General features: G+C 67.3%; 20 protein-coding genes. 14 read left to right on the top strand and 6 right to left on the bottom strand.

The window, feature by feature from the left end; all coding sequences use genetic code 11:
- Positions 1-54: 54 nt before the first annotated feature.
- On the top strand, positions 55-1,431 hold the full coding sequence (locus tag MLE43_RS08515) for a M20/M25/M40 family metallo-hydrolase (RefSeq protein WP_243303220.1): 1,377 nt from the start codon (positions 55-57) through the stop codon (positions 1,429-1,431).
- A gap of 49 nt (positions 1,432-1,480) precedes the next feature.
- On the opposite strand, the gene MLE43_RS08510 is transcribed toward MLE43_RS08515, so the two are convergent.
- Both MLE43_RS08510 and MLE43_RS08505 read right to left on the bottom strand, forming a co-directional pair.
- The gene (locus tag MLE43_RS08510) at positions 1,481-2,269 is read right to left on the bottom strand and encodes an SDR family oxidoreductase (RefSeq protein WP_243303219.1); all 789 of its coding nucleotides are present in this window, start codon (positions 2,267-2,269) and stop codon (positions 1,481-1,483) included.
- Between the two features lie 14 nt (positions 2,270-2,283).
- The gene (locus MLE43_RS08505) at positions 2,284-2,826 is read right to left on the bottom strand and encodes a hypothetical protein (protein WP_243303218.1); all 543 of its coding nucleotides are present in this window, start codon (positions 2,824-2,826) and stop codon (positions 2,284-2,286) included.
- Positions 2,827-2,910: 84 nt separating this feature from the next.
- On the opposite strand from MLE43_RS08505, the gene MLE43_RS08500 reads away from it, so the two are divergent.
- Positions 2,911-3,654: an ABC transporter ATP-binding protein gene (locus MLE43_RS08500; protein ID WP_243303217.1), complete on the top strand. Its 744-nt coding sequence runs from the start codon at positions 2,911-2,913 to the stop codon at positions 3,652-3,654.
- Positions 3,645-5,246: a hypothetical protein gene (locus MLE43_RS08495; RefSeq protein ID WP_243303216.1), complete on the top strand. Its 1,602-nt coding sequence runs from the start codon at positions 3,645-3,647 to the stop codon at positions 5,244-5,246. Before MLE43_RS08500 ends, MLE43_RS08495 begins: the two co-directional genes overlap by 10 nt.
- Positions 5,247-5,312: 66 nt before the next feature.
- Here MLE43_RS08495 and MLE43_RS08490 read toward each other — a convergent pair whose 3' ends face one another.
- Entirely contained in the window at positions 5,313-6,221 is a 909-nt protein-coding gene (locus tag MLE43_RS08490; RefSeq protein WP_243303215.1) for a hypothetical protein, read from the bottom strand.
- Positions 6,222-6,468: 247 nt separating this feature from the next.
- Between MLE43_RS08490 and MLE43_RS08485 the strand changes: the two genes are divergently transcribed.
- The 3 genes from MLE43_RS08485 (at position 6,469) to MLE43_RS08475 (ending at position 9,563) form a co-directional block, all read left to right on the top strand.
- Positions 6,469-7,287 (top strand): hypothetical protein, encoded by an 819-nt coding sequence (locus MLE43_RS08485; protein WP_243303214.1) that lies wholly within the window; start codon positions 6,469-6,471, stop codon positions 7,285-7,287.
- Between the two features lie 301 nt (positions 7,288-7,588).
- The gene (locus tag MLE43_RS08480; protein WP_243303213.1) at positions 7,589-8,677 is read left to right on the top strand and encodes a GTP pyrophosphokinase; all 1,089 of its coding nucleotides are present in this window, start codon (positions 7,589-7,591) and stop codon (positions 8,675-8,677) included.
- Between the two features lie 169 nt (positions 8,678-8,846).
- Positions 8,847-9,563, top strand: coding sequence for a hypothetical protein (locus tag MLE43_RS08475; RefSeq protein ID WP_243303211.1), 717 nt, complete (start codon positions 8,847-8,849; stop codon positions 9,561-9,563).
- Positions 9,564-9,794: 231 nt separating this feature from the next.
- Here the strand turns inward: MLE43_RS08475 and lpdA are convergent, their stop codons facing one another.
- Positions 9,795-11,198, bottom strand: a complete 1,404-nt coding sequence (gene lpdA / locus MLE43_RS08470) for a dihydrolipoyl dehydrogenase (protein ID WP_243303210.1) — start codon at positions 11,196-11,198, stop codon at positions 9,795-9,797.
- A gap of 249 nt (positions 11,199-11,447) precedes the next feature.
- Here lpdA and MLE43_RS08465 point away from each other — a divergent pair, with 249 nt between their 5' ends.
- The gene (locus MLE43_RS08465; RefSeq protein WP_243303209.1) at positions 11,448-13,661 is read left to right on the top strand and encodes a hybrid sensor histidine kinase/response regulator; all 2,214 of its coding nucleotides are present in this window, start codon (positions 11,448-11,450) and stop codon (positions 13,659-13,661) included.
- A 3-nt stretch (positions 13,662-13,664) separates the two neighbouring features.
- On the opposite strand, the gene MLE43_RS08460 is transcribed toward MLE43_RS08465, so the two are convergent.
- Entirely contained in the window at positions 13,665-14,816 is a 1,152-nt protein-coding gene (locus tag MLE43_RS08460) for an acyl-CoA desaturase (RefSeq protein ID WP_243303208.1), read from the bottom strand.
- Positions 14,817-14,908: 92 nt separating this feature from the next.
- Between MLE43_RS08460 and MLE43_RS08455 the strand changes: the two genes are divergently transcribed.
- The 7 genes from MLE43_RS08455 (at position 14,909) to MLE43_RS08425 (ending at position 23,304) form a co-directional block, all read left to right on the top strand.
- The gene (locus MLE43_RS08455; protein ID WP_243303207.1) at positions 14,909-16,213 is read left to right on the top strand and encodes a dicarboxylate/amino acid:cation symporter; all 1,305 of its coding nucleotides are present in this window, start codon (positions 14,909-14,911) and stop codon (positions 16,211-16,213) included.
- A 107-nt stretch (positions 16,214-16,320) separates the two neighbouring features.
- A complete protein-coding gene (gene serA, locus MLE43_RS08450; protein WP_243303206.1) occupies positions 16,321-17,916 on the top strand; it encodes a phosphoglycerate dehydrogenase in 1,596 nt (531 codons plus the stop codon).
- A gap of 121 nt (positions 17,917-18,037) precedes the next feature.
- Positions 18,038-18,691: an HAD family hydrolase gene (locus MLE43_RS08445; protein WP_243303205.1), complete on the top strand. Its 654-nt coding sequence runs from the start codon at positions 18,038-18,040 to the stop codon at positions 18,689-18,691.
- 2 nt (positions 18,692-18,693) lie between these two features.
- Positions 18,694-19,194 (top strand): cyclic pyranopterin monophosphate synthase MoaC, encoded by a 501-nt coding sequence (moaC, locus tag MLE43_RS08440; protein ID WP_243303204.1) that lies wholly within the window; start codon positions 18,694-18,696, stop codon positions 19,192-19,194.
- 159 nt (positions 19,195-19,353) lie between these two features.
- A complete protein-coding gene (locus tag MLE43_RS08435; protein WP_243303203.1) occupies positions 19,354-20,415 on the top strand; it encodes a peptidoglycan DD-metalloendopeptidase family protein in 1,062 nt (353 codons plus the stop codon).
- Between the two features lie 118 nt (positions 20,416-20,533).
- Positions 20,534-22,465 carry a hypothetical protein gene (locus MLE43_RS08430; protein WP_243303201.1) on the top strand — a complete coding sequence of 644 codons (1,932 nt, stop codon included), beginning with the start codon at positions 20,534-20,536 and terminating at the stop codon, positions 22,463-22,465.
- 23 nt (positions 22,466-22,488) lie between these two features.
- Positions 22,489-23,304, top strand: coding sequence for a purine-nucleoside phosphorylase (locus MLE43_RS08425; protein ID WP_243303200.1), 816 nt, complete (start codon positions 22,489-22,491; stop codon positions 23,302-23,304).
- Between the two features lie 102 nt (positions 23,305-23,406).
- On the opposite strand, the gene acs is transcribed toward MLE43_RS08425, so the two are convergent.
- The gene (acs, locus tag MLE43_RS08420) at positions 23,407-25,359 is read right to left on the bottom strand and encodes an acetate--CoA ligase (RefSeq protein WP_243303199.1); all 1,953 of its coding nucleotides are present in this window, start codon (positions 25,357-25,359) and stop codon (positions 23,407-23,409) included.
- Positions 25,360-25,664: the final 305 nt, after the last annotated feature.

Raw genomic sequence — 25,664 nt, 5'->3', positions numbered from 1 at the left:
TAATAGACAAGACTTCCGGATGTGGGATGATGATTGACCCTTTCCGGAGCGTCTATGAACCCGTCCCTTCTCACCCGTGAAGCCCTGGGGCAGTTCGCCAGCGCGAGCCGTGCGGCCTTCGAAGCGGAGCTGAAGACCCTGGTGGAGATCCCCTCCATCAGCGCCGATCCGGCCCGCCAGGGCGACGTGCGCCGCGTGGCCGAGGCGGCCCGGGCCCTCTTCGAGCGGCACGGGGGGAAGGCCGAGATCCTGGAGACCAGCGGCAATCCGCTCATCCACGGCTGGTTCGGGGAGGATCCCAGCTGCTCGACCATCACGGTCTACAACCACATGGACGTGCAGCCCGCCAATGAGCCCGAGTGGACGGCGGAGCCCTTCACCTTCGTGGTGGACGGCGACACCTACCGGGGCCGCGGCAGCACGGACGACAAGGGCCCGGCGGTGACGGCCTTCTTCGGCGCCCTGGCGGCCCGGCAGGCGGGCGTGCCCCTCAACATCCACTTCCTGTGGGAGACCGAGGAGGAGATCGGCTCCCCCAGCTTCGAGGGCGGCCTGAACCGCCACCGGGACCGCCTGAAGACCGACGCCATCGTGGTGAGCGACACGGTCTGGATCACCCGCGGCAAGCCCAGCACCCCCGCCGGACTGCGGGGCCTCAAGGGCTTCCGCCTCACGCTGGAGACCGCGGACCACGACCTGCACAGCGGCGTGGTGGGCGGCGCGGCCCGCAACCCCCTGGCCGAGCTCATCAAGGTGGTCGCCGCCATGATGGACGGCGAGACGGGCAAGGTGAAGGTCCCCGGCTTCTACGACGAGGTGGTGAAGCCCTCCAAGCAGGAGCTGGAGGAGTGGGCCCACGCGGGCTTCAGCGTGGAGACCTTCAAGAAGGACCACATGATCACCGGCATGCGCACGGAGGATCCCCTCAAGGTCATGAAGCGCGTGTGGGGCCGGCCCACCATGGAAGTCCACGGCGTCGTGGGCGGCTACACGGGCCCCGGCATCAAGAGCGCCGTGCCGCCCCGCGCCGAGGTGAAGCTCTCCTGCCGCCTGGTGCCGGACATGGACGAGGCGAAGACCATCGAGCGCATCCGCGCCTTCGTGAACGAGCACTTCCCTGACGTGCAGTTCCACGAGGAGCACGGGCTGGCGCCCTTCAAGGGCCACGTCACCGGCCCCTATGCCGAGGCCATCAAGGACGCCTACCGCTTCGCCTTCGACGCCCCCTGCTCCTTCACCCGCGAAGGCGGCAGCATCGGCGCCGTGAAGACCATGGAGGACATCCTGGGCTGCGAGGTGTTCTTCCTCGGCCTCAGCCTCCCCAGCCACGGCTACCACGCGCCCAACGAGAACTACGACTGGGAGCAGGCCAGCGGCGGCATCGCGGCCTTCGCGCACTACTTCCAGACCGTGAGCGGAATCAAGAGCTGACGGTTCCTCACCTGCGCAGAATCGCCGGCCGCGGGCCGGCGATTCTGCGTCAGAACGTGCCCTGCACGAGCCCCCCATCCACCAGCAGGCTCTGGCCGGTGAGGTAGCTTGCGGGGGTTCCGCAGAGGAAGGCGATGACGGCGCCGATCTCGCCGGGATCGCCGAGGCGGGCGGCGGGGATGGCGGCGGCCGTGCGGGCGTAGTACTCGTCCATGGAGATGCCTTCGGCGGCGGACCGCACCTCGGCGAGGTGGACCTGACGGTCGGTCATCACATGGCCGGGCAGCACGGCATTCACCGTGATCCCATCCGCGGCAGTCTCCAGGGCCAGGGTGCGGGTGAGGCCAGAGAGGCCGGCCCGGAGCGTCGAACTGATGGTGAGCAGGGGCGTGGGCTGCTTGGCGACCAGGCTGGTGATGTGGACGATGCGCCCCCACTTGGCCGCCCGCATGCCGGGCAGCACGAGCCGCGAGAGGCGCACCACGTTCATGAGCGTGGAGTCCACCCCGGCGGCCCAGTCGTCATCGGAAAGCCCCGAGAATCCGGCGGCCTTGGGCCCGCCCGTGTTGGTCACGAGGATCTGCACGGGGCCCAGGGCCACGGCCGTGGCCTGGTGCCAGCGGGCCAGGTCCTCGGCCTTCGTCACGTCCGCGGCCAGGGCCAGGGCGGGCACGCCCAGGGCCTCCAGCTCCGCCTTCACCGTGGCCAGGGCCTCGCCGCCCCGGCCGCAGACCGACACGGCGCAGCCCTCGGCCGCCAGGGCCAGGGCCGTGGCCCGGCCCAATCCCTTGCTGCCGGCCGCCACCATGGCCACCTTGCCGCGAATGCCGAGATCCATGGGTTCCTCCTGGGCTACTGGGGTGAAGGTGGGGGCGTGGGTTCGGGGAGCGGGGCCGGTTCGGCGCGCCGGGGAGCCGCGGGCGGCGGGCAACCCTGGGCCTGTCCCAGCCCCTTGAGGTAGGCCCGCCGGGTCAGGCCCGCGGCGACGGCCTCAGCCACCAGCCTGGAGTGGCGTTCGGCCCCGCTCAGCTTCCGCACCCAGCCCCGGAAGGGGAGGAGACCCTCGGTGGTGTGGCGCAGGGCACCCACGGCCGCGCCACTCGCCTCGGCCCGGCCGCGGTCGGCCAGGCTCGGATCCGCCGCCGGGGGGGCATCCAAGTCCGGAGGCAGGGCCGCGTCCAGCTGCTGCACCTCCGCCACCAGGCCTGCGCAGCTGGGGTCCGCCGGCGGTCCGTAGGGGGCCTTCTGGGCCGCCAGGAGGATCGGCGGGATCTTGGCGCGCACCAGGTTGAGGTCGCCCAGGGGCGCCGTGGCGGCGGCGGACAGGCCGGAGGTCTCGGGCTTGGCGCAGGCGGACAGCGCCAGCACGGCCACCAGGCCCAGCAGGGACGACATCGAGGTTCCAGGGGCTGCCATGGCGCGCAGTATACCGGGCCCTCCGGCCCTGAAGCCTCCGGGCGCCACTGCTACCCTCGAAGGATGCCCGCCCTGGAACTGGCCTCCCTCACCAAGCGCTTCGGCGACAAGACGGCCGTCGAAGACCTCAGCCTGGCCCTCGAACCTGGCGCCTTCCTGGGCCTCCTGGGCCGCAACGGCGCCGGGAAGTCCACCACGCTGAAGATGGTCACGGGCCTGCTGAAGCCCACCGCCGGCCGCATTCGCGTGCTGGGCCTGGACCTCGAGGCGGACCCCCTGGCGGTGAAGCGCCAGATCGGCGCCATGCCCGAGGACATGGCCCTGCTCGACATGCTCACCGGGCCGCAGTACCTGCGCTTCGTGGGTCGCATGTACGGGATGCCGGACGCGCTCATCGACGCGCGGCAGGCCGAGCTCTTCGACACCCTGGATCTGGCGCCCGGCCCCAAGACCCTCATCGCGGACTACAGCTTCGGCATGAAGAAGAAGGTGGCCCTCTGCGCGGCCCTGATCCACGGGCCCCAGGTCGTGTTCCTGGACGAGCCCTTCGAAGGCATCGACCCCGTCACCAGCCGCACCATCAAGGACATCCTCCAGAGCCTTCAGCAGAGCGGCGTGACGCTGGTCCTCACCAGCCACATCCTCGAAGTGGTGGAGAAGCTCTGCCCCCTCATCGCCATCCTGGACGAGGGCCGGCTCAAGGGCTTCGGCCCCCTGGACGAGCTGCGCCGCGGCGGCGAGAGCCTGGAACAGCTCTTCGTCGGGCTCGTGGGCGGCGCGCAGAAGGGGGCGCTCTCGTGGTTGTGAGCCCCTTCCGCGCCCTGCTGGCGGCCCACAGCCAGGCCACCTGGAACCGCTCCGCGCGGGAACTGGGCCGGCAGGGCGCCTGGGTCCTGGCCCTGGTGGTGGGGATCCTCGCCCTCCTCGCGGCGGTGGGCCTGATCTTCGGCGGCGGCGCCCTGGGCTGGCTGCTGGGCAGCCGCCTCGAACGGCCCGTGGTCCTCACGATCTTGGGGGCCCTGCTCGCCTTCCTGGGCTTCGGCGGCGGCCTCATCGGCGGCGTGCTGGGCGGCGCCCGGGAGCTCGCCTGGGAGGCCTACCGGGGCTTCCCCCTGCGGCTGCGGACCCTCTACCTGGCCGAGCTGACGGCGGGCCTAGCGGACATGCTGCCGCTGACGATGGGCCTCGCCCTGACGGGGCTGATGCTGGGCCTCGGCCTGGCCGCGCCCCGGACCCTGGTGCTGGTGCCCCTCGTCTTCCTCGAGACGCTGCTGATGCTGCTGGCCCTCCAGGTGCTCGTGGGCGGTCTGGCCTCGGCCCTGGTGAAGCGCCTCCGCCTGGCCCTGACGGCGCTGGCCATCCTGGCCTGGCTGGGCTCCACACTGATGTCCCCCGGCCTGTCGACGCGCGGAGGGAACCCGCCCACCCGGCCCCTCCAGGCCGCCCAGGTCGAGAAGGTCCAGGCCCTGGGCCGGGGCGCGGCCCGGGTGCTGGAGGCCCTGCCCACCCACGCCACCGCCCGGAGCCTGGTGAAGGCCCAGGAAGGGAACTGGGGCGCGGCCCTGGCCCTGCACCTCTACCCGCTGGGCCTGCTGGCCCTGGTGATGGTCCTGGGCGCCCGCATCATGGCGCGGGAAGCCAGCGGCACGTCGGTGGCCCCGCAGACCCGCGGCCCCGACCGCCTCTGGAGCTTCCGCCACCCCGCGGAGGGCCTCGGGCGGCTCCACTTCCAGACCCTCATGCGCAGCCACCTGGGCCGCTTCGCCTTCCTCATGCCCCTCATGACCGTGGTGCTGCTGAAGGGCCCCTTCGCCCAGTTCAAGGCGAACCCGCTCTGGACCGTGCCTGCGGCCTTCGCCTACCTGTCCCTGGTGGCGAACAACTTCGTGTTCAACCAGTTCGGCCTGGACCGGCACGGCGTGAAGGGCCTGCTGCTCCTGCCCGTGGGCTCGGAGGACCTGCTCAAGGGGAAGCTGCTGGGCCTGGCCGCCCACCAGGGGCTCCAGGCCCTGACGCTGGCGGTCCTCCTGCTGGCCCTGGACCACGCGGGCCCCGCCCCGCTCCTGGGCGGCATGCTGCTCATGGGCTGCATCTTCCTGGCCCAGACCGCCGTGGGGCAGTGGACCTCCACCTGGGCGCCACGGCCCATGGCCATGGACAGCCTCAAGAACAACAACATGCCCATCGCCCTGGGCCTGCTGAGCATGGGCACCTCGGCCTTCTGGGCCGGCCTCTTCGGCAGCGCCTACGCCCTGCTGGCCTGGGCCTGGCCCCGGCTGCTGGTGCCGGGCATGGCGCTGCTCTTCGGGCTGGTGCTGACCGCCCACCTGCTCCTGCTGCCCGCCGCGGCCGCGGCCCTGGACCGGCGCCGGGAGAAGCTGGTGGAGGCGCTGGGCTGAGCTCGCCGACCCCGGACGCGACGAGGGGGCCCCGGGGCCCCCTCGTCCGTTTCCCGCGGTGCGGCCTCAGAAGGTGTAGCTGAGACCCAGGGTGAAGCCCGACAGGCCGAAGCCGTGGGGGGCCGGCATGCCGATCTGGGTGTAGAGGTTGTCGATCTTGACGGCGTCGTTGCCGAAGTTCTTCACCTCGTAGCCCAGGTACCCGTTGAAGCCCTTCACGAAAGCCATGTTCAGGCGCAGGTAGGACTCGGTCTGGAGGTTGGAGGCGTGGGTGTTCTCGGTGGGGAGGAGGTAGGTGGTGGTGGTGTTGTAGAGCCGGTAGTCCTCCGCCTTCTGGGTCGTGTCCAGCTGGGCCAGGGTGAAGCCGGTGGTCACCCACACCTGGTTCGACAGGTTCAGGCGGGCGTGGAGGCCCGCGGTGAGGCCGAAGCCCGTGGCCTTGCCCTTGGCGTGGATGCCGAGATCCAGCGTGCCGGTGGTGGTGCCCTCGGTGGTGAACTCGTCGGTGAGCTCGAAGGCGCGGAGGCCCGTGGAGAAGGCCAGCGAGCCGGCCTCGCCCTTCACGAAGGTGCGCTTCCAGGCCAGGTCCAGCGTGGACACCTTCAGCTCCTGGCGGCCGTGGGCCGTGTCGCTGTTGGAGCCGCCAATCGCGCCGCCGATCCGGATGGCGCCCGCCGCGTCGTACAGGTCCCGCCCGTCCTTCTTGCTGGAGGCCATGTAGGTGAGGGAGAACTCGTCGTCCCCCTTCACCAGGGCCAGGTCCAGGGACAGCGGCGTCTGCGTGGGCTGGCCGTAGGTGTAGGTCGGCGCCGTCTGGGTGCTGCCGGAGGTCGCGATGATCATCGCGAAGGGGGTGGTGGGGCCGGTGGTCTTCATGGAGCCGACGGAGGCACCCACGCGGAACCCATCCTGGGCCCGGAGGGCGGGGGTCGCGCCGGCGACCAGCGTCACGGTGAGGAGCAGCGCTTTATTCATGCACATCCCTTGTCAACGGGGCCGACCTCAGCCCCTCGATTGAAAGGGCAAGATAGCATTCGAACTGCCCTTGAACAAGAAAAATAAGGCATTGATATCTCTTTAATAGATCTATGACGCCTGCCGGGCGATCCGGGCTCAGGTACCCTGGGATCATGTCAGTCCTCGCGCGCCCAGCGCGCTCCGTCCCTGCCAGCGACCCCATCGCCCTGACACGGCCCCTCCGGCCGAGGGCCGGGAGCCCCGCGTGAACCCCGAGGCCCTGCGCCTCGCCGCTGAGCTGGGCGGGGCGGTGCTGTCGGCCCCCGGCGCTTCTGGTGGCGGCAGCCTGGTGCTCGTGGAGCGCATCCAGGGGCATGGCCTGCCGCAGATCCTGGTGCTGGGCCGCACGGCGGAAGACCTGCGGGAGCCCCTCTCCGCCGCGGCCACTGTCCACGCCCGGGGCCTGGCGGTGAACGTGCTGGGCCTCGTACCCGCGCCCGGCTGCGACCTGGCCCAGGCCCTGCAGCTCCACCGCCGCCGCCTGGGCGCCCTGGTCTGCGCGCTGGATGCGGGCCTGCCCTGGCTGGACGGGAAGCCCATGCTGGTCCGGCGCCTGCCGGGCCGCGTCGCCCGGGCCGTGCCCGTGGCCCTGGAGAAGGCCCCCATGGGCCCCCTGGAGAAGGCGGATCTGAAGCTGTTCCTGCCGGACTGGGACAAGGCCCGCCGCAAGATGACCTTCCGCCGGCCCGAGTGGCGCGAGGCCCCGGACCACGAGCAGCACGGCGGCTTCGAAGCGGACCTCTGGCCCGGCGTGCCCCTGCCCGAGGGCGCCGAGCTGCGGGTGCCGCCCCTGGTGCTGCCGGAGGGCACGGCGCTCACGACCGCCCTGCGCACGGCCCTGCGCGCGGCCACGGGCCAGCCGATCCCCTTCCTGCCCCTGCCCGGCGACCCCGCGCCCCTCCACGCGCTGCGCACGCTCACCCTTGAAGCCACCGCCTTCCGCGGGCCCGCCCGAGCCTGGGAGCTGGCCTTCGAAGGCCTCTCCCGCCTGCCCGCGCCGCCGCACTTCTGCGCGCGGTGTTGAGGCTAGCGTGAGTCCTGTTGGGGGTTTGGCCTCCCCGTTCGGGGATTGAATTCGCCCGTTCGGATGATTCCCTTGGGGATACGAGATAAGCGTGTCTTCATGAGGCGAACCAAACGGCCCTTAGTGTTCACCAACGACTTAGGCCGTAACACTTTTCGAGTGCCTAAGCATGTCGATTCATCTCATGATTTTGATATCCGATCAGCAGTAACGTCTCTGTACTCCCAAATTGGGCGATCCTCGCCCCTCTCCGCTCTGATCGTCTAATTCTAGTTAGGTTACAAAGTTGTCCAGGAGAACCATGAGCGAGTCAAAAGAAGGTAGTGAGCTTGTAATTGAATATGCTTCCGAGAACAGCACCTATAAGCAATTGAGTTCAAAGATGGCCGATCTTCTCTCGCAAATTCTTGTGAGAGAAGGAATTGTAGTGCACTCCACTACAAGCCGTTGCAAATCGATCGAGAGCTTTTCTAGAAAGGTAAGCAAGCCTGAGAAATCTTACCAATCTCTTAATGAGATTACAGACCTAGCCGGAATCAGAGTCACAACCTACTTCGCCACAGATGTGGACAGAGTCGCCGAAGTAGTTGAACGTGAGTTTGAAATTGACAGAAACAACTCGATCGACAAACGCACTTCAATAGATCCGGATAGATTTGGTTACCAGTCCTTGCACTATGTCGCACTTCTGAGCTCGTCGAGAAGAGAGTTAATCGAATATAAAACCTTCGCTGGCAAAAAATTCGAAATCCAGATTAGATCGATCCTTCAACACGCATGGGCTGAGATTGAGCATGACCTTGGATACAAATCCGCAAGCGGCGTTCCCAGAGGCATTCGACGTCGATTTGCCCGAGTGGCCGGACTCCTCGAAATTGCAGATGATGAATTTTGTGCGCTCCGTGAGGAACTTAAGGGCTACGAGTTGGAAGTTGGTAAGAAAATTGCGGATAATGAAAAGAACATTGACCTAGATCTACCGGCCTTGAAATCTCTCTACAGCAGCGGCTCCGCTCTAGTAGAACTGGACCGAGCGATTGCTGCCATTGTTTCAGCCAAGCTAGATGAAGGAACGAATGACGTCTACGAGCGGCTACTAAGTCGGCTTCTATATTTGGGCATTAGCACAGTGTCTGAAGCTGAGCAGATGGCGAAGCAGAATCAGAATTCAGCTGCAATGTTCGCAAAGAAGTGGTTTTCTAAAAAGACATACACAAGGTTTCCCACCGGCATTGGCACTCTTTACCTCGGCTATTTACTAATGGCTGCGAGACAAGATAAGAGTGCTTTTGTCGAATACTTGAACCACTTTCGGATCGGTGCTGAGGAAGGCCGTGAACAAGAAGCCGAGAGAGCAATCAAGATATTTGAAGAAATTCAGACTTCATAGGTTGAGGCCTGTAACCTAACCTCTCGCTCAAGTCGGGCCCCGCCTGCATTGCCTTCCGCTCTCTCTCGTCATTTCGCTATCTCGACTTCGCTCATCCTCTCGGTGCAGGCGTGGCCGCCTAGCTTCATTCGTTTAGGCCGCTCTTGCCATTCCTTTCCTGGAGTCTCCCATGTTTAGAGACATTCGAGCCTTTTCGGCCGTAATGATCATTGCCCTTGCCATGGCCTGCGGCGGCGGCAATGCCGGTGGTGGCAATGCCAGTGGTAGCAATGGGGTGAGCGTTCCCAAACAACCTAGCTTTACGATCTCGAACCTCACCATTTCACCGAGCTTATTTACCCAAACCGGACAAGCCCTGGCCGATGTTTCTGTTGATGTAAGCCCTTCAGTAGGACCCATCAAAGGGATGAGGCTGCTCAGCGGCAACGGGTATATCGGTTCTTCCTTCGGGACCATTTATGGCCCTGACGTCAATACCATTGTGTGCAGACTTCAGGTAAACAATGCTTCCGTCGGTGTTTTTACCAATGAAATTCAATTGGAAACAACCACAGGAAATGTATCGAATGTCTTGAGCAAAAAAATTACCGTTGTGGCTTTTCTCCCCAATTTAAACAGCATCACACCTGCAAGCGCTACCGCTGGGTCAGCAGGTTTTACATTGATCGCCACCGGTACCGGGTTTTCCCCGGATTCTGTTGTCATGTGGAACTCGAGCTTCTCGCCTCCCGCCTATCCGCTCAAGACCACTTATGTCAGTGCAACTGAACTACAGGCCCAGGTCCCCGCGAGTGCACTGATGACATCTGAAGTTGTTGGCGTCTTTGTATCCACTCCAGACGTCTGGTGGACTTCATCCCAGTCTTTCACAATTAACAAACCCTAAAATTGGGTGATTATTTGATATAAATGGACAGCATTCGCCGTCGGGTGCCGTCGGCCTAGCCTTTCGCTTTCTCGAGATTTCCAGCTTCCTCGGCTCCGCCCACAGCGTCGGTGCAGGCGGAGTCGGTTAGTCCCATTCGTCAACACTCAAAATTTCACCCCATGCCAAAAACCGCCCAGCCGGGCGGTTTTTGGCATCTCCGCGCCCTAACCGGGCGCGATGATCCCCAACCTACATATTCAATGCCCGCCCGTATACCGCCCGCGCCGCCTCGGGGAACACTTCGTTCAGGCTGGGGTGCGGGTACATCGTGTTGATCAGCTCGTCCACGGTGAACTCGCCGCCCATGAGGGCCACGCTGGAGGCCACGAGCTCGGTGGCCTTGGGGCCGAGGATGTGGATGCCGAGGATCTCGCCGTACTTCTTGTCGGCCACGATCTTGATGAAGCCGTGGGGCTCGCCCACGATGTTGGCCTTGGCCATGGGCGCGAAGGGGAAGGTGCCCACCTGCACGTCGTAGCCCTTGGCCCGGGCGGCCTTCTCGTTGAGGCCGATGGTGCCCACCTCGGGATCGCAGTAGGTGCAGGCGGGGAAACGGTCGTAGCGCACGGGGTGGGGATGCACATCCTTGCCGAGGCTCTGGGCGGCGTGCTCGGCGGCCACGATGCCCTCGTCGCTGGCCACGTGGGCCAGCCAGGGGGTGCGCACGATGTCGCCGATGGCGTAGAGGCCGGGCTCGCCGGTCTGCATGAACTTGTCGATGACCACGCAGCCGCGGTCCACCTGGGCCTTGGTGGCCTCCAGGCCGATGCCCTCCACCATGGGCGCGCGGCCCACGGCCACCAGCAGGTGGCTGCCCACCACCTCGCCGGGGGTCTCACCTTCGAGGAAGCACACCACGCCGTCGGCCCGCTTCTCGATGCGGGTGATCTTGGTCTTGGTGCGCACGTCCATCTTGTAGGTCTTCTTGAAGATCTTGGCCAGCTCGAGGCCGATCTCCTCGTCCTCCAGGGGCAGGATCGTGTCCATGAACTCCACCAGGGTGACTTTGGAGCCCAGGCGGCTGAACACGGAGGCGAACTCCACGCCGATGGCGCCGGCGCCCAGGATCACCAGGTGGCTCGGCAGCTCGGTGAGGTCCAGGATGTGGTCGCTGTTGAGCACCCGGACGCCATCGGTCTCCAGGCCGGGGATGGGCTTGGGGGCCGATCCCGTGGCCAGGATGATGCGCTTGGCCTCATGCACTTCGCCCGCCACATCCACGCGCCCGCCGCCCAGCAGTTTGCCGAAGCCCTTGAGCACGGTCACCTTGTTCTTCTTCATGAGGAACTCGATGCCCTTGGCGTTCTTCAGGACGATGCGGCCCTTGCGCTTGACGATGGTGGCGAGGTTGGCCTTCAGGCTCTTGGCGTCCACGCCGTCGATGCCGTAGTCGTCGGCCACCTGCATCTGCTCGAAGCGGTGGGCGCTCTCCAGCCAGGTCTTGGCCGGGATGCAGCCGCGGTGGAGGCAGGTGCCCCCCAGGCCCGCATCCTTCTCCACGAGGGCCGTGGCCAGGCCCAGCTGGGCGCCGCGGATGGCGGCGATGTACCCGCCGGGGCCGGAGCCGATGACGATGAGGTCGAAGGAAGCCATGCAGTGCTCCAAAGAACAGGAGCCCATGATCCCACACGAGCTGGCGCTTGGGGGGAGGCTAGCTGGGCCGCCCAGACCGGCCCCGCGCCGGACATCCACGCCTTCGGCGATCCCGTTCCGCCTGCCGTAGATGAAAATCTGGCCGGGAGTTCCCGATTAAAGGAAATTACCCAGGAATCCGATCTCCAGGTATGGTTTTGCGTGCCGTGAAACGCCCGCCTTCCCAGCCGCAATCCAGGAGCGCCGGCCATGTACGAATCGAAGGAAATGGTGAACATGATCCTCGACAGCACCGAGGATTTCATCTGGTCGGTCGATCCCGTGACCTTTGGGGTCCTTTCCTTCAACCGATCCTTTTCCGACTACTTCCGGGATCGGCGGCACCATCCGATCAAGCTGGGGGATCGCCCCGAGGATCTGTTCTCGGACCCGGGGTACATCAACCAGTGGCGGGGATATTTCCAGGAGGCCCTTGAAAAGGGGCGCTTCGAGACCGAGTACGCCACCTATGCCGGCACCCCCATCCTCAACCTGGTGATCCACCGGATCGACCGGGATACCAGGCCCCTGGCCCTTTCGGTGTTCGGACGGGACATCACGGGGCTGCGGGAGGCCCAGCTGGCCCAGCTCGAGAGCGAGGCGCGCTACCGGAGCCTGTTCGAGGAGAGCCCGAGCGTCAAGCTGCTCATCGCCCCGGAAACCGGACGGATCGTCGACGCCAACCCCGCGGCGGCCGCCTTCTATGGCTGGAGCCGGGACCAGCTTCTGCGCATGAGGATCTGGGAGATCAATGCGCTGTCGGAGGCCGAGATCCGCCAGCAGATGGAACTGTCGAGGACCGGCGTGAAGCGGCTGTTCGAGTTCCGCCATCGCGGGGCCGACGGCTCCCTGCGGGACGTGGAGGTGCACTCCGCCCCCATCCGGATGGGGGAGCAGGTGCTCATGTACTCGCTCATCCATGACATCACCGAGCGGAAGCGCACCCAGGACGCCCTGAGGGAAAGTGAGGCCCGGTTCCGGGCCCTGAGCGAATCGGCCCTCGCGGGCACCTACATCATCCAGGAAGGGGTGCTCACCTATGTCAACCCCACCCTGGCGGAACTCCTGGGCTACTCGGCCGAGGAGCTGCTCGGGAAGTCGCCCCTGATGGTCATCCACCCCGACGACCAGGCTCTCGTCACGGAAAACATCCGTCGCAGGATCCAGGGGACCATGTCCAGCCGGTTTGAAACCCGCGCGGTGAGGAAGGATGGCGGGATCATCCACATCGAGATCCTCGGCGGCACCATCTGCTTCAACGGTCGCCCGGGCATCATCGGGAACCTCCTGGACGTGACGGAACGGAAGAAGGCCGAGGAAGCCCAGGCCGCACTCGAGGGTCAGCTCCAGCACCTCCAGCGCCTGGAGGCCGTCGGCCGCCTGGCGGGGGGGATCGCCCACGACATGAACAACGTCCTGGCGGCGGTGATGTCGACGGCGAGCCTCATCCAGTCCAAAGGGGATCCCTGCCAGAAGCAGGCGGAGCTGATCCTGAAGGCGGCCCATCGCGGAAGGAGCCTGATCAAGGGCCTGATGGCCTATGCCCGCAAGGAGGTGGAGGACGCGGAGCTGGTGGACCTCAACGCCCTCGTGTCCAATGAGGTCGAGCTGCTCTCCAACACCACCCTGCAGCGGATCCAGCTGAAGACGGACCTGGATCCCAAGCTGCCCCTGTTCATGGGTTCCAGCACGGCTCTGGGCACGGCCCTGATGAACCTCTGCGTGAATGCGGTGGACGCCATGCCGGACGGTGGGAAGCTCATCATCCGCACCGCGCTCCTGGGCGATCGGGAGCTGGAACTGATCGTCGAAGACACGGGTCAGGGCATGCCTCCGGAGGTCTTGAAGCGCGCGGTGGAGCCGTTCTACACCACCAAGCCCATGGGCAAGGGTACGGGCCTGGGGCTGTCCATGGTGTACGGCACCGTGCAGGCCCACAAGGGCACCCTGGCGATGCATAGCGCGCCCGGCGCCGGAACCCGGGTCCAGATCCGGCTCCCCATCACACCGGAGGATCCGACCCTTCCTGCCGTGGAGGAGGCGGTCGCCCCCAGCCCGAGCGGCCCGGGGTTGAAGATCCTCCTGGTGGAGGATGATCCCATCGTGGGCGAGGCTTCGATGTCCCTCCTGGAGAACCTGGGACATCGGGTGACCATGGTGGCCGAGGGGTACCGCGCCATCGGCCTCGCCGGACCCGGTGCCGCCTGGGATGTCGTGCTGCTCGACCAGAACATGCCGGGGATGAGTGGCCTGGAGACGCTGCGTCGCATCCGGCGGCTCCACGCAACCCTTCCCGCGGTCATCACCTCGGGCTATGCCGATGACGAGGTGCGGGACGGCTTCAGGCGGCTGGGGCACACCGCCATGCTCGGCAAACCTTACTCCCGCGAGGAATTGCAGAAGTCGCTCGCGAACCTGCCGTGACGCCTAGGCGTAAACCAGGGCCGATCGGATCTCCAACCGGGCGGCTTTCCACTCCGCCCAGGCGGTCTGGAGTTCCGCGCGGTGCAAGGCTGCGGAAGCCTTCCACTCCGCCTTGGCCTCGCGCCAGGTCTCGGCCTTGGCCAGGCCCTTGGCCCGCCACTCGGCCTTCCTGGCCTGCCAGGCTTCGTGCCGGTCATGGAGGGACGCCAGGGCGGCATCCAGCTTCAGGCGGGCCGCCGCGAGCCGGTCATGCATGGGCGTGGCCACGCCGGGGCTGGCCAGGGCCAGCCGCTCGCGGAGCCGCTTCTCCTCCATGTGGAGGCGGGCCCGGGTCATGGCCGCGGCGGACACGCGGCGGAACTGCCCCACGAGGCCCATCCAGCCCAGGACGTTCAGCAGCCACTTGGTGGTGTCCCACTGGTACCAGAGGGCGCCGTTGCGGTAGTCCCACTGCCAGAGGTGGTGGAAGTTGTGGTAGCCCTCGCCGTAGGTGAGGGGCGCCAGGATCCAGTTGTCTCGGGCCGTGTTGGCGTCCGTATAGGGGCGGCTGCCGAACATGTGGGCGGCGCTGTTGATGAAGAAGGTGGTGTGGTGCGTCATCACGATGCGCAGCACCACGCCAAAGACGAGGTGGCCCAGGATGTTGCCGGTGGCGAGGCCGATCCACAGGGGGATGGTGGCCACTACGGCCCCGATGAGGAAGTGGTGCCGGTGCTGCCAGCGCACCAGGGGGTCCTTCTCCAGGTCCGCCACGCCGGCCAGGGGCAGGCCCTTGGCCTCCATCACCCAGGTCCAGTGGGCGTACCAGAAGCCCTTGCCGATCTGGTAGGGATCCTTCTCGGTGTCCACGTGCTGGTGATGCACCCGGTGGTCGCTCGACCACTTGAGGGCCGAGTTCTCGAAGGCGGCGGCGCCGAAGCAGAGGAAGAGGAAGCGCACCAGCCAGGAGGCCTTGTAGGCCCGGTGGCTGAAGAGCCGGTGGTAGCCGCCGCTGATGGCGGTGCCCACGGCGAAGATCATGGCGAGGAAGACCAGCGCCTCGCTCCAGCCCAGGCCCGAGGTGGCCAGGCGCCAGGGCACCAGCACCAGCGCGAGGGCCAGGGTCCCCGTGAGGAAGAGCGTATTGAGAAGATTCCAGCGCTTGCCATGGACCATGCCATTGACTCCAAAACAGAGATTAATTCTACCGGACGCATGCAACCGGCGTCCCATGCCAAACTTGCCCTTTCCCCTGGCGTGAGGTTTCTGTGACCGTCAAGCGACCTTGGTACCAATCCAGTACCTTCTGGATCTTCATGGGCCTGGCCCTGGGCGTGGGGCTCGGCGGTTTCCTGCCCCAGGATCAGTACCCTTGGGCCTACGACACCTTCCGCTTCCTGTCCAAGGCCTTCATCAGCCTCATCAAGGGCCTCATCGTCCCCCTGCTGCTGTCCACCATCATCGTGGGCATCGCCCAGACCGGCGACATCCGGGCCGTGGGCCGCATGGGGGCCAAAGCGCTCATCTACTTCGAGGTGGTCACCACCCTGGCCCTCTTCATCGGCCTGGCCGTGGCCAACTGGGTCCAGCCCGGCGCGCACCTGCCCATGGACATGAGCGCCCACGCCGGGGTGGCCGCCGCCAAGGCGAAGACGGGCTGGGAGATCGCGCTCCACATGTTCCCCTCGAACCTCGTCCAGCACGCGGCGGAAGGCGACATCCTGCCCGTGGTGATCTTCGCGACGATCTTCGGCATCGCCCTCACGAAGGTCGGGGAGCGTGGCAAGCCCGTGCTGGCCTTCTTCGACGGCGTGGCCCAGACCATGTTCAAGTACACCGACTTCGTCATGAAGCTCACGCCCCTGGGCGTCTTCGGCGCCATGGCCTACAACGTGAGCCACATGGCCGCGGGGCACACGGTGAACGGCGCGGTCATCAAGGGCTGGCCCGCCGTGTTCCACCTCCTCAAGCAGTACAGCCTGCTGGTCGGAAGCCTCTACCTGGCCCTCACCCTGCTGTTCCTCCTGGTCTTCGTGCCCGTGGCCTGGCTGGCGGGCATCCGGGTGCTGGGCTTCGTGAAGGCCATCAAGGATCCGGCGCTCACGGCCTTCAGCACCGCCAGCAGCGAAGCCGCCCTGCCCAAACTGCTGGAGGAGGTGGTCCGCTTCGGCGTCCCCCGCCAGGTGGCCAGCTTCGTCATCCCCACGGGCTACAGCTTCAACCTCGACGGCTCCACGCTCTACCTGGTGCTGGCCAGCCTCACCATCGCCCAGGCGGCGGGCATCCACATGAGCCTGGGCCAGCAGCTGCTGATGGTCTTCACCTTCATGCTCACCAGCAAGGGCGTGGCGGGCGTGCCCCGGGCGACCCTGGTCATCATCGCCGGCACCTGCGGCAGCTTCGGCCTGCCGGGCGAAGCGGGCATCGCCATGCTGCTGGCCGTGGACGAAATCATGGACATGGCCCGCACCACCGTGAACGTCATCGGCAACGGACTGGCCAGCGTGGTCGTCGCGCGCTGGGAGGGCGTCTTCGGCACGGATCCGGAGCCACTACCCGACCAGGAAGTCTGATCAGCCTCTACCGGGAGTAGGCGCGGAATCCTTGTCTTGAAAGCCTTTCGCCGGTACCCTGGTGGATTCCCAATGCGGCGCTGCATCAGGATCCGACCGGGGGCTCCATGAAGATCATCGTGACCGACGAGGTGACTGGCGAAGGCCTAGCCCTGCTCCAGCGCGACCCGCGCATCACCCTGGATGTCCGCCTCGGCCTGACGAGGGAGGCCCTGCACGCCTGCATCGGCGAGTACGACGCCATCATCACCCGCAGCGGCACCACGGTGGACAAGGCCCTGCTGGATGCGGCGACCAACCTGAAGATCGTGGCGCGGGCGGGCGTCGGCATCGACAACGTGGACGTGGACTACGCCAGCTCCAAGGGCGTCATCGTGGTGAACGCGCCCTTCGGCAACACCAACAGCGCGGCGGAGCACACCATGGCCCTGCTGCTGTCCGCCTGCCGGCACGTGCCCGCCGCCAACGCCAGCCTCAAGGCCGGCGAGTGGAAGCGGGCGAAGTTCACGGGCGTGGAGCTGAAGGGGAAGGTGGCCGGCGTCATCGGTCTGGGCAAGGTCGGGGGCCGAGTGGCCATGCGGCTGAAGGCCTTCGAGTGCGAGGTGCTGGGCTGCGACCCCTACGTGAGCGCCAAGCGCGCCCAGGACCTGGGCGTGCGCCTGGTGGATCTCGACGAGCTCTGCCGTTCCTGCGACATCCTCACCGTGCACACGCCCCTGAACGACGAGACCCGCGGCATGATCGGCCCGGACCAGCTGGCTCTCATGAAGGAGGGCGTCATCCTGCTCAACGTGGCCCGGGGCGGCATCCTGGATGAGCCCGCCCTGCTGGCGGCCCTGCAATCCGGCAAGGTGAGCCTCGCGGCGGTGGACGTCTGGTCCGAGGAGCCCCCCAAGTCCGAGACCCTCAGGCAGATCATCGAGCATGAGCGGGTGGTGGTCACGCCCCACCTGGGGGCCAACACCCAGGAGGCTCAGGTCAACGTGGCCATCGACGTGTCCCGGGAGATCCTCAGCTACCTGGACCGGGTCCCCCTGGAGAACGCGGTGAACCTACCCCGCTTCGATCCGGCGGTCATGGACCAGATGCGGCCCTACTTCAAGCTCATGGCCGTCCTCAGCGAATTCGGCCTCCAGCTCATGAAGGGCAGCCTGGATCGGGTCACCTTCGGCTTCGCCGGCGCCATCGCCCATCACGACTGCTCGCCCCTGACCGTGAGCGGCCTGGCCGCCCTGCTGGACCGGGCCACGGACCAGCCCGTGAACATGGTCAACGCCGGCCTGGTGGCCGAGCGCATGGGCCTGGTGGTGGAGGAGCGCAAGTCCACGGAAGGCGGCCCCTTCTCCAACCTGGTGACCCTCATGCTGGAGGGCGGCGGCCAGACCCGGGTCCTCTCCGGCACACTCTTCGAAGGGACGCCCCGGATTGTCCGCCTGCGGGACTACGCCATGGACTTCATGCCCGAGGAGCACATGCTCCTGCTGAGCTACATGGACCGCCCCGGCATGATCGGCAAGATCGGCACCGTGCTCGGCCAGCGCGACATCAACATCGCCTTCATGAACCTGGGCCGCCGGGAACGGAAGGGCGAGGCCATGGTGGTCCTCTCCGTGGACAGCCCGGTTCCGCTGCCGGTGGTCGCGGAGCTCCAGCGGGCCACGGAGGCCACCTTCATCCAGGCGCTCCACCTGCCGTCGGCCTGATGCTGTCCGGGGAGAACCGCCTGCTCGCTGGCGCTCGCCAAGTCCCCCCCGGAGCCCCCCACCGCCCGGCGGGGCGAAGCCCGACCGCGCGGTCTGCCATCATGGAGGCCGGGAGGCCTCTTTGAAACTCATCGCCTGGGACTTCGACGGCACGCTGGTGGACAGCCGCCCCCTCATCGAGGCCGGCATGGCCCACACCCTGGACGCCCTGGGCCAGCCCCGCTCCGTCATGGCCGAGTGGCTCAAGTATGTGGGCCTGCCCGTGAACGCGGGCATCCGGAACACCTTCGACCCGCTGGGTCTGGACCTCGATACGGTCCTGAAGGCCTACCGCAGCTTCGGCCATGCCGAGCACGAGTACCTGATGAAGCCCTTCGCCGGCATCCCCGAGCTTCTGGGAGAACTCCGCGCCCGGGGCCAGCGCATGGGCGTGGCCACCTCCAAGCGGACGGTTCCCCTCCTGCGGCAGATGGCCCAGTTCGGGTGGGAGACCTTCTTCGATCCCATCATCACCCCCGATGACGTCACCCACGGCAAGCCCCACCCGGAGACCCTGGAGCTGATGCAGGCCCGCACCGGCCTCGCCCCCGAGGAGATCCTCATGGTGGGGGACACCCCCTTCGATCTGGACATGGCCCAGGCCGCCGGCGTGCCCAGCCTGGCCGTGGGCCACGGCTTCTATCCCCAGGAGGCCCTGGCGGCCTGCGGCCCCCGGGCCTATGCCCCGGACACCGCGGCGCTCAGGGACATCCTGCTGGCCTGGGTGGAGGGCTGACGATGGCGGAACTGACGCACCTCGATCCCGAAGGCCGCCCCAAGATGGTCGATGTCTCGGCCAAGGCGGTGACCCGGCGCCTGGCGGTGGCCGCCGGCTACCTGGAACTGGACGCCCCCGCCGCCGAGGCCCTGTCGAAGGGTGGCGGCCCCAAGGGCGATCCCTGGTCCGTGGCCCGCCTGGGGGCTGTGGGCGGAGTCAAGCGGGCCTCGGATCTGATCCCCCTGGCCCACCCCCTGGCCATCGAGGCCGTGGATGTGGTCCACCACTGGGATCCCGCCGCCCGCCGGGCCTGGCTCCGGGTCCAGGTCAGCTGCGAAGGGCGCACGGGCATCGAGATGGAGGCCCTGGCCGGGGTGACCGTGGGGCTTCTGGTCCTCTACGACATGCTCAAGGCCGTGAGCCACGGCATGGCCATCGGCCCCGCCCGGCTTCTCCGCAAGGAAGGCGGCCGCCGGGGCACGGTGACCCTGCCCTGGGCCGGGTGCCCCTGGGAGCCCTGAGCACGGCATCCCAGTTGGAAAACATTTGCATATGCAAGGTTCCAGGACCCCGGTAGGATGGGAACTGGACTGTTCCTATCTCATCAGCGACCGGGGTCACGACCCCCTCAAGGAGGCCTAGCGAAGCAGGCTTTTCCGTTCCAGCCGGGAGTTCACCCCATGCGCATTGCCGTCTTGACCCTCGTTCTCGCGTCCCTCAGTGTCGGCCTCCAGGCCGCTCCGAAACGGACCTCCAAGAAGACCTCTTCCAGGCCCGCCGATGATGGTGCCGTCCACATCGTGCGCAAGGGTGAGACCGCTGGCGCGGTCGCCCGGGCCCATGGGATGAGCCTGGCCGACCTGGCCGCCCTGAACCCCGGACGGAAGCTGTCCAAGCTGTCCGTCGGCATTCGCCTGAAGGTGCGCCCCTCCCGGGCGGTGGCCGAGGCTTCGGAAACGGAGGACGCCCCCGTCCAGGCCCTTCCCGTGACCCCGAGGCCCGCGCTGGCGGCCCTGCCCACCCCCGCGGTCGTGCCTCCGGCCCCCATGCCCCACCTGGAGCGCCTGCTGCCCTACCAGGTCCGGGCCGTGGTGCCCGCCGCCAGTGGCACGGCCACCTCCGGCCACCTCGAAGCCCACCTCGCCCCGGGCACGCCCGCCCAGCTCCTGGCCCGGATGCAGTCGGTCATGCCCCCGGTCAGCGAAGCCGAACTGAACGCCCTGCTGCCCACCTTCGCGCCCGCCGATCCGGGCCACCTCGACCTGCTCTGGCCGGTGGAGACCCGGACCATCAGCTCGGCCTGGGGCCCCCGCATGCGCACCAAGACTGTCCGGGTGAAGAACCAGCGCAAGAAGCGGGTCCGCTACAAGGGCCGCCACCGCGGCATCGACCTCACCGCCCCCATCGGCACCGCCGTGTTCGCGGCCCTGGACGGACAGGTGGTGATGGCCGGGAAGCACAAGCAGTACGGCAACTATGTGGTGGTCGACCACGGCAACGGCGTGGCCACCCTCTATGCCCACCACAAGCTGAACCTGGTTCACGAGGGCGACATCGTCCGCCGCGGCCAGAAGATCGCCGAAGTGGGCCGCACGGGCAACGCCACGGGCCCCCATCTCCACTTCGAGCTGAAGGTCGACGGCGTGCAGCGGAATCCCCTGCCGGTCCTCAACGACGAGGAAGAGGTCTCCGCCGAACTCGCGGCCCAGAACGCCCTGCTGGCCCCTGGCGCACGGCGCTAGGAGGACTGAACCTCCGCGCCACCCGCGGCACTGGAAGGAAGCGTCCCACTGTGTCCCGGCGCGGGATCGGCCGCGGGCGCCATGCTAGACTTGATCCTTTCGCCGTTCTGAGGTGGTCATGCCGCTGTACCGAGCTTCCCTCCGGGCCCTGGGGGCCGTTGCGCTTCTCGCTGCGGCGCTGGCCTGCGGAGGCAAGAAGGGTGGATCCAGTCCCACCGCCACCCCCACCGCCACCATCACCGGGACGGTCACCTACTCCCGCGTCCCCCTGGCGACGGATGCCAACGGCGTGCCCACGGGGCTGATGGACGGTTCCGTCTCGACGAACCTCAAGTCGCTGCCCGCCCGGGGCGTGATGATCCGCGTCTATCAGCGCAATGACCAGCTCAACCCCGACGGCGTCACCAAGACCACCTCCTGGCTGGTACTCTCCGGCGGTTCCACCTTCACCGATGCCAACGGCGCCTACTCCGTCACGGTACCCGGCGACAAGCCCCTGATGGTCGAACTGATGAGCAGCTTCGACGGCGGTGAGGGGCACTCGGTGAACCTCGTCGGCGATCCTGCGGGCATCAACAGCACCATCACCCAGGCGACCCGCTACCGCTACGCCATGCGGAAGGCCGCCGATGGCACGGCGACCGCGGGAGACCCGATCCCCTCCGCCATCCCCGCCAAGGACAGCGTCGTCAATTTCACGGTGGGGCTCACCGATGCCTGGTGGCTGGTCAACCCCAGCTACCTCTTCAGCAGCTCGGTGGCGCCCGACGCCGGCAACCCGGTCCTTGAGACCACCCTGGCCGGCCGGACCACCGGGACCGGCAGCCGCATCCTGGGCATCGGCGACACCATCTACAGCTTCAAGAGCATCTACGGTCTCGCCACCCCCGGATCCACCTTCGACCTGCATTACGCCCCGGGCGTCTCCGAGACCCGGGGTTCCTTCGTGGAATACAACCGCACGGTCTACCCCCTGGCCTACGACGACAACCTCTCCGGCTACCACTATTTCGGCTCCCTCCAGGGCGGCCCCGCCAACGACGATGCCTGGGACGAGGGCGTGATCCTGCCCCTGATCGCGAGGAACGTCCTCTTCGGGAGCAACAACGGACGGACCTATTCGGTCCCCCTCGCGCCCCTGTTCCCTGTGGCGACCGCGCTGACGGACCTGAGCCCGGACATGGCGCGGATCGAGGGCCTGGCCGAGGCCATGGCCGCGAACATCCTGAAGTCGCCCTACCTGGCCGACACCCAGGGCACCGCCCTGGCGGGCCCCGTGCTGGATATCCGGGACATCAGCGGACTGGCGACCACCCAGCTCACCCCCTATTCCGCCCCCGCCCTCCGCGCCCTGGCCTGGGAACTCGTCCTCAAGGCGAACAGCGTCGCGAGCCCTGGCACCCCGACGACCTGGTCCACGATCAACAGTCTGGCTGCCGCCCGGTTCTTCCTGGCCCCGGGCCGGACCAACCCGGATGGCAGCCGTGATGCGGAGCCCCTCAACATCTACTCCCAGCTCGCCCGCCTCAAGGAGGGCAAGACCTCGACCGAGCCGGTGGACCTCTCCACCATCTTCACGGATTCGGTCCTGACCAACCTCACCGCGCCTTTCGGCCTGCCCTGGCCCCGGCCCACCACCGGGACCTACGCCTCCTTCGTCTCCGACTGGGGCCTGGATCCCAATGCCACCACGACTCCGCTGGCCCCCTTCACCCTCAGCATGGCCAAGGCCGTCCAGGTGCGGGGCAGCTATCCGAACCTCTCCGAAGGGGAGGTCTTCTACAGCGGCTTCGGCCTGAGCGTCGACAAGCGCTACGTGATCGGCGTCTCCATCACGCCCGCCCTGGCGGCCGGCGTCGAGCTCGACCTGGATCTGCCCTTCCTCAACCGGAGCTTCGCCTTCACCGGCAGCGGCGGATCCACCCCAGCCACGGTCGTCTCGGTGACCACGACGCCCCCGATCTATCAGCCGGTCCGGGTGCGCCTGAACAGCCCGAGCACCGTCCAGCCGGATGTCGTCGTGACGGTGAGCTTCACCCCCAGCCTCTAGTCCCGTCCGCTCCAGGAGCCGCCATGACCGCCTCCGCCCCCCTCCAGGTCCTGCGGGCCAAGGCCCCCTTCGCCCCGGATCTCGCCATCGTCCTGGGCTCCGGCCTCGGGGCCCTGGCCGAAAGCCCGGAGGCGAAGGCCGGTGTGGCCATCCCCTTCACGGACCTGCCGGGATTCCCCGCCCCCACCGTGGCGGGCCATGGCGGCAAGCTGGTCTTCTGCACGTTCGAAGGCCGCAAGGTGGTCCTCCAGGCCGGACGCTTCCACTTCTACGAGGGTCATCCCATGCCCCTCGTCGTCACCCCCATGCGCCTCTATGGGCGGCTGGGCGCGAAGGCCGTGCTGCTCACCAACGCCGCCGGCGCCCTCAACCCCGCCTTCGGGGTGGGTGAGCTCATGGCCCTCACCGACCACATCAACCTGTTCGGCACCAACCCCCTCATCGGCCCCAACGTCGAGCCCGGCCCCCGGTTCCCCGACATGACCGCCGTCTACGACCCGGCCCTCCGGAACCACCTCCAGGCCTGTGCCCAGCGCCTGGGCCAGACCCTTCGCGAGGGCGTCTACCTGGGGCTGACGGGCCCGAGCTACGAGACCCCGGCGGAGATCCGGGCCTTCCGCGTCCTGGGGGCCGACGCCGTCGGAATGAGCACCGTGCCCGAAGCCATCGTCGCCCGGCACGAGGGCCTGCGCGTCGCCGGGATCTCCTGCCTGTGCAACATGGCCGCCGGCATCCTGCCCCAGGCGCTCACCCACCAGGAAGTGCTCGAGGCCGGCGCCGCCGCGGCAGGCCGCTTCGAAGCCCTGGTGCGGGCCTTCGTCCGCGGCCTGCCGCTGTAGGCCCCTCTGGAACCCCGCCCTTGAGCAAGCAGAAGCCCGGCTTTGCCGGGCTTCTGCTTGGGGGTCCGGGGGTGCGCGCGCAGCGCAGATCCCCGGAGAACATCAGGCGTTGTTCTTCTGGTGCTCTTCGATCAGCCGGTTGACCACATCCGGTTCGGCCAGCGTGGAGGTGTCGCCCATGCCGTCGTACTCGGCCGAGGCGATCTTCCGCAGGATGCGCCGCATGATCTTGCCGCTGCGCGTTTTGGGCAGGCCCGAGGAGATGTGGATGACATCCGGGGCCGCGAAGGCGCCGATGACCTGCCGCACCTGCTCCTTGAGGGCGCCGATGAGCTGCTGGTTCCCCTGTTCCGCGTAGCCGTTGTTGAGCAGCACGTAGCAGTAGATGCCCTGCCCCTTGATGGGATGCGGGTAGCCGACCACGGCGGCCTCGGCCACGGCCTCGTGGGCCACCAGGGCGCTCTCCACCTCGGCGGTGCCCAGGCGGTGGCCAGAGACGTTGATCACGTCATCGATGCGGCCGGTGATCCAGTAGTAGCCGTCCTCGTCCCGCCGGGCTCCATCCCCCGTGAAGTAGTAGCCCGGGTACTGGGTGAAGTAGGTGTCCCGGAAGCGCTTGTGGTCGCCGTGGACCGTGCGGGCCTGGCCCGGCCAGGGAGCCCCGAGGCACAGGGCGCCGGACACATCGTTGCCCTCCAGCGGAACGCCGGTGGCGGGGTCCACGATCACGGGCTTCACCCCGAAGAACGGCAGGGTGGCCGACCCGGGCTTGGTGGGCGTCACGCCGGGCAGGGGCGTGATGAGGATGCCGCCGGTTTCGGTCTGCCACCAGGTGTCCACCACCGTGCAGCGCCCTTCGCCCACCACATCGTGGTACCAGCGCCAGACTTCGGGGTTGATGGGCTCGCCCACGGTGCCGAGGATGCGGAGCGACTTGCGGCTGTACTTCTTGATCCAGTCGTCTCCGGCCTGAGCCAGCGCGCGCAGGGCCGTGGGTGCCGTGTAGAGGATGTTCACGCCCAGGTCGTCCACGATCTGCCAGTAGCGGCCGGCATCGGGGTAGAGCGGCGTGGATTCGAAAATCACCGAGGTGGCGCCGTTGGCCAGGGGACCGTAGACGATGTAGCTGTGGCCCGTGACCCAACCCACGTCCGCAGCACAGAAGTAGATGTCGTCCGGATGGTAGTCGAAGACCAGCTTGTGGGTGAACGCGGCATAGGTGAGATAGCCGCCCGTCGTGTGCATGAGGCCCTTGGGCTTCCCCGTGCTGCCCGAGGTGTAGAGGATGAAGAGGGGGTCCTCCGCGCCCATCCACTCGTTGGTGCAGGTGGAGCGCTGCTTGGCGGTCTCGTCATCCAGCCAGAGGTCCCGGCCGGGCTGCATGGGCACTTCGCCATCGGTCCGGCGGGCCACGAGCACCGTCTCCACCAGGGACATGCCCTCGATGGCCCGGTCCACGGTGCGCTTGAGCGGAACGCGCTTGCCGCCGCGCATGCCTTCGTTGGCCGTGATCACCACCTTGCAGTGGGCATCCACGATGCGATCGCGCAGGGATTCCGCGGAGAATCCGCCGAAGACCACGGAGTGCACGGCCCCGATGCGGGCGCAGGCCAGCATGGTGTAGACCAGCTCGGGAATCATCGTCAGGTAGATGCAGACCCGGTCGCCCTTCTGCACGCCGTTGTGCAGCAGGACATTGGCCACCCGCGCCACGTGGTGCTTGAGGTCGCGATAGGTGATGTGGGTGTAGACGCCGGGCTCGTCCTGGGCCCAGATGAGGGCGGTCTTGTCCCCCAGGTGCGGCAGGTGCCGGTCCACACAGTTGAAGCAGGCATTCAGCCGCCCGCCCGAGAACCAGGAGAAGTCCACTTCCTTGTAGTCGGCGTCGAAGACGGACTGCCAGGGATGGAACCAGGTGAGGGACTTGGCCTGCTCGCCCCAGAACCACTCCGGGTTGTCGAGGGACAGGCGGTACAGGCGCTGGTACTCCTCCATGGTCTTGATGTGGGCCCGCTCACGGATGTGCGGCTTCACGGGATAGAGGTCTTCGGACATGTCGGCTCCGGGCCAGTTGGTGAGAGGAAAGCGGGAAGCGGCGGAGGAGCGTGTGGATGGCAGTGGAGGCCTGGATCTCCACGCAGGTCCGTCAGGCTGGGAAAGGCGGTTGGGGGGGGTGGGGTGGCGATCATTCTCCGGCCCCATCCGACCCTTGTCCAGTACTCGTTACCCCGGGTAGAGACTCCAGTTCCATGGCCGGAATCCAAGGGGTGGGGTGGGGGGGGGGGCCCCCCCCCCCCCCCCCCCCCCCCGACACGGGGGCACCCCCCCCGGCCGGCCCAAAAAAAAGGTAAGGTGGGTGT

Source organism: Geothrix oryzisoli (genome assembly GCF_022808865.1).
In the GTDB taxonomy this organism is placed as follows: domain Bacteria; phylum Acidobacteriota; class Holophagae; order Holophagales; family Holophagaceae; genus Geothrix; species Geothrix oryzisoli.
This window is presented reverse-complemented; position numbering and strand designations above follow the sequence as displayed.

What these genes read in the sequence shown, in the direction of transcription:
- MLE43_RS08460 (WP_243303208.1), bottom strand. Translation starts at nt 14,816, where the DNA reads ATGGTCCATGGCAAGCGCTGGAATCTTCTCAATACGCTCTTCCTCACG.
- MLE43_RS08425 (WP_243303200.1), top strand. Translation starts at nt 22,489, where the DNA reads ATGACCGCCTCCGCCCCCCTCCAGGTCCTGCGGGCCAAGGCCCCCTTC.
- MLE43_RS08505 (WP_243303218.1), bottom strand. Translation starts at nt 2,826, where the DNA reads ATGTCGTCCCTGCTGGGCCTGGTGGCCGTGCTGGCGCTGTCCGCCTGC.
- MLE43_RS08500 (WP_243303217.1), top strand. Translation starts at nt 2,911, where the DNA reads ATGCCCGCCCTGGAACTGGCCTCCCTCACCAAGCGCTTCGGCGACAAG.
- moaC (WP_243303204.1), top strand. Translation starts at nt 18,694, where the DNA reads ATGGCGGAACTGACGCACCTCGATCCCGAAGGCCGCCCCAAGATGGTC.
- MLE43_RS08490 (WP_243303215.1), bottom strand. Translation starts at nt 6,221, where the DNA reads ATGAATAAAGCGCTGCTCCTCACCGTGACGCTGGTCGCCGGCGCGACC.
- lpdA (WP_243303210.1), bottom strand. Translation starts at nt 11,198, where the DNA reads ATGGCTTCCTTCGACCTCATCGTCATCGGCTCCGGCCCCGGCGGGTAC.
- MLE43_RS08435 (WP_243303203.1), top strand. Translation starts at nt 19,354, where the DNA reads ATGCGCATTGCCGTCTTGACCCTCGTTCTCGCGTCCCTCAGTGTCGGC.
- MLE43_RS08430 (WP_243303201.1), top strand. Translation starts at nt 20,534, where the DNA reads ATGCCGCTGTACCGAGCTTCCCTCCGGGCCCTGGGGGCCGTTGCGCTT.
- serA (WP_243303206.1), top strand. Translation starts at nt 16,321, where the DNA reads ATGAAGATCATCGTGACCGACGAGGTGACTGGCGAAGGCCTAGCCCTG.
- MLE43_RS08480 (WP_243303213.1), top strand. Translation starts at nt 7,589, where the DNA reads ATGAGCGAGTCAAAAGAAGGTAGTGAGCTTGTAATTGAATATGCTTCC.
- MLE43_RS08515 (WP_243303220.1), top strand. Translation starts at nt 55, where the DNA reads ATGAACCCGTCCCTTCTCACCCGTGAAGCCCTGGGGCAGTTCGCCAGC.
- MLE43_RS08475 (WP_243303211.1), top strand. Translation starts at nt 8,847, where the DNA reads ATGTTTAGAGACATTCGAGCCTTTTCGGCCGTAATGATCATTGCCCTT.
- MLE43_RS08510 (WP_243303219.1), bottom strand. Translation starts at nt 2,269, where the DNA reads ATGGATCTCGGCATTCGCGGCAAGGTGGCCATGGTGGCGGCCGGCAGC.
- acs (WP_243303199.1), bottom strand. Translation starts at nt 25,359, where the DNA reads ATGTCCGAAGACCTCTATCCCGTGAAGCCGCACATCCGTGAGCGGGCC.
- MLE43_RS08465 (WP_243303209.1), top strand. Translation starts at nt 11,448, where the DNA reads ATGTACGAATCGAAGGAAATGGTGAACATGATCCTCGACAGCACCGAG.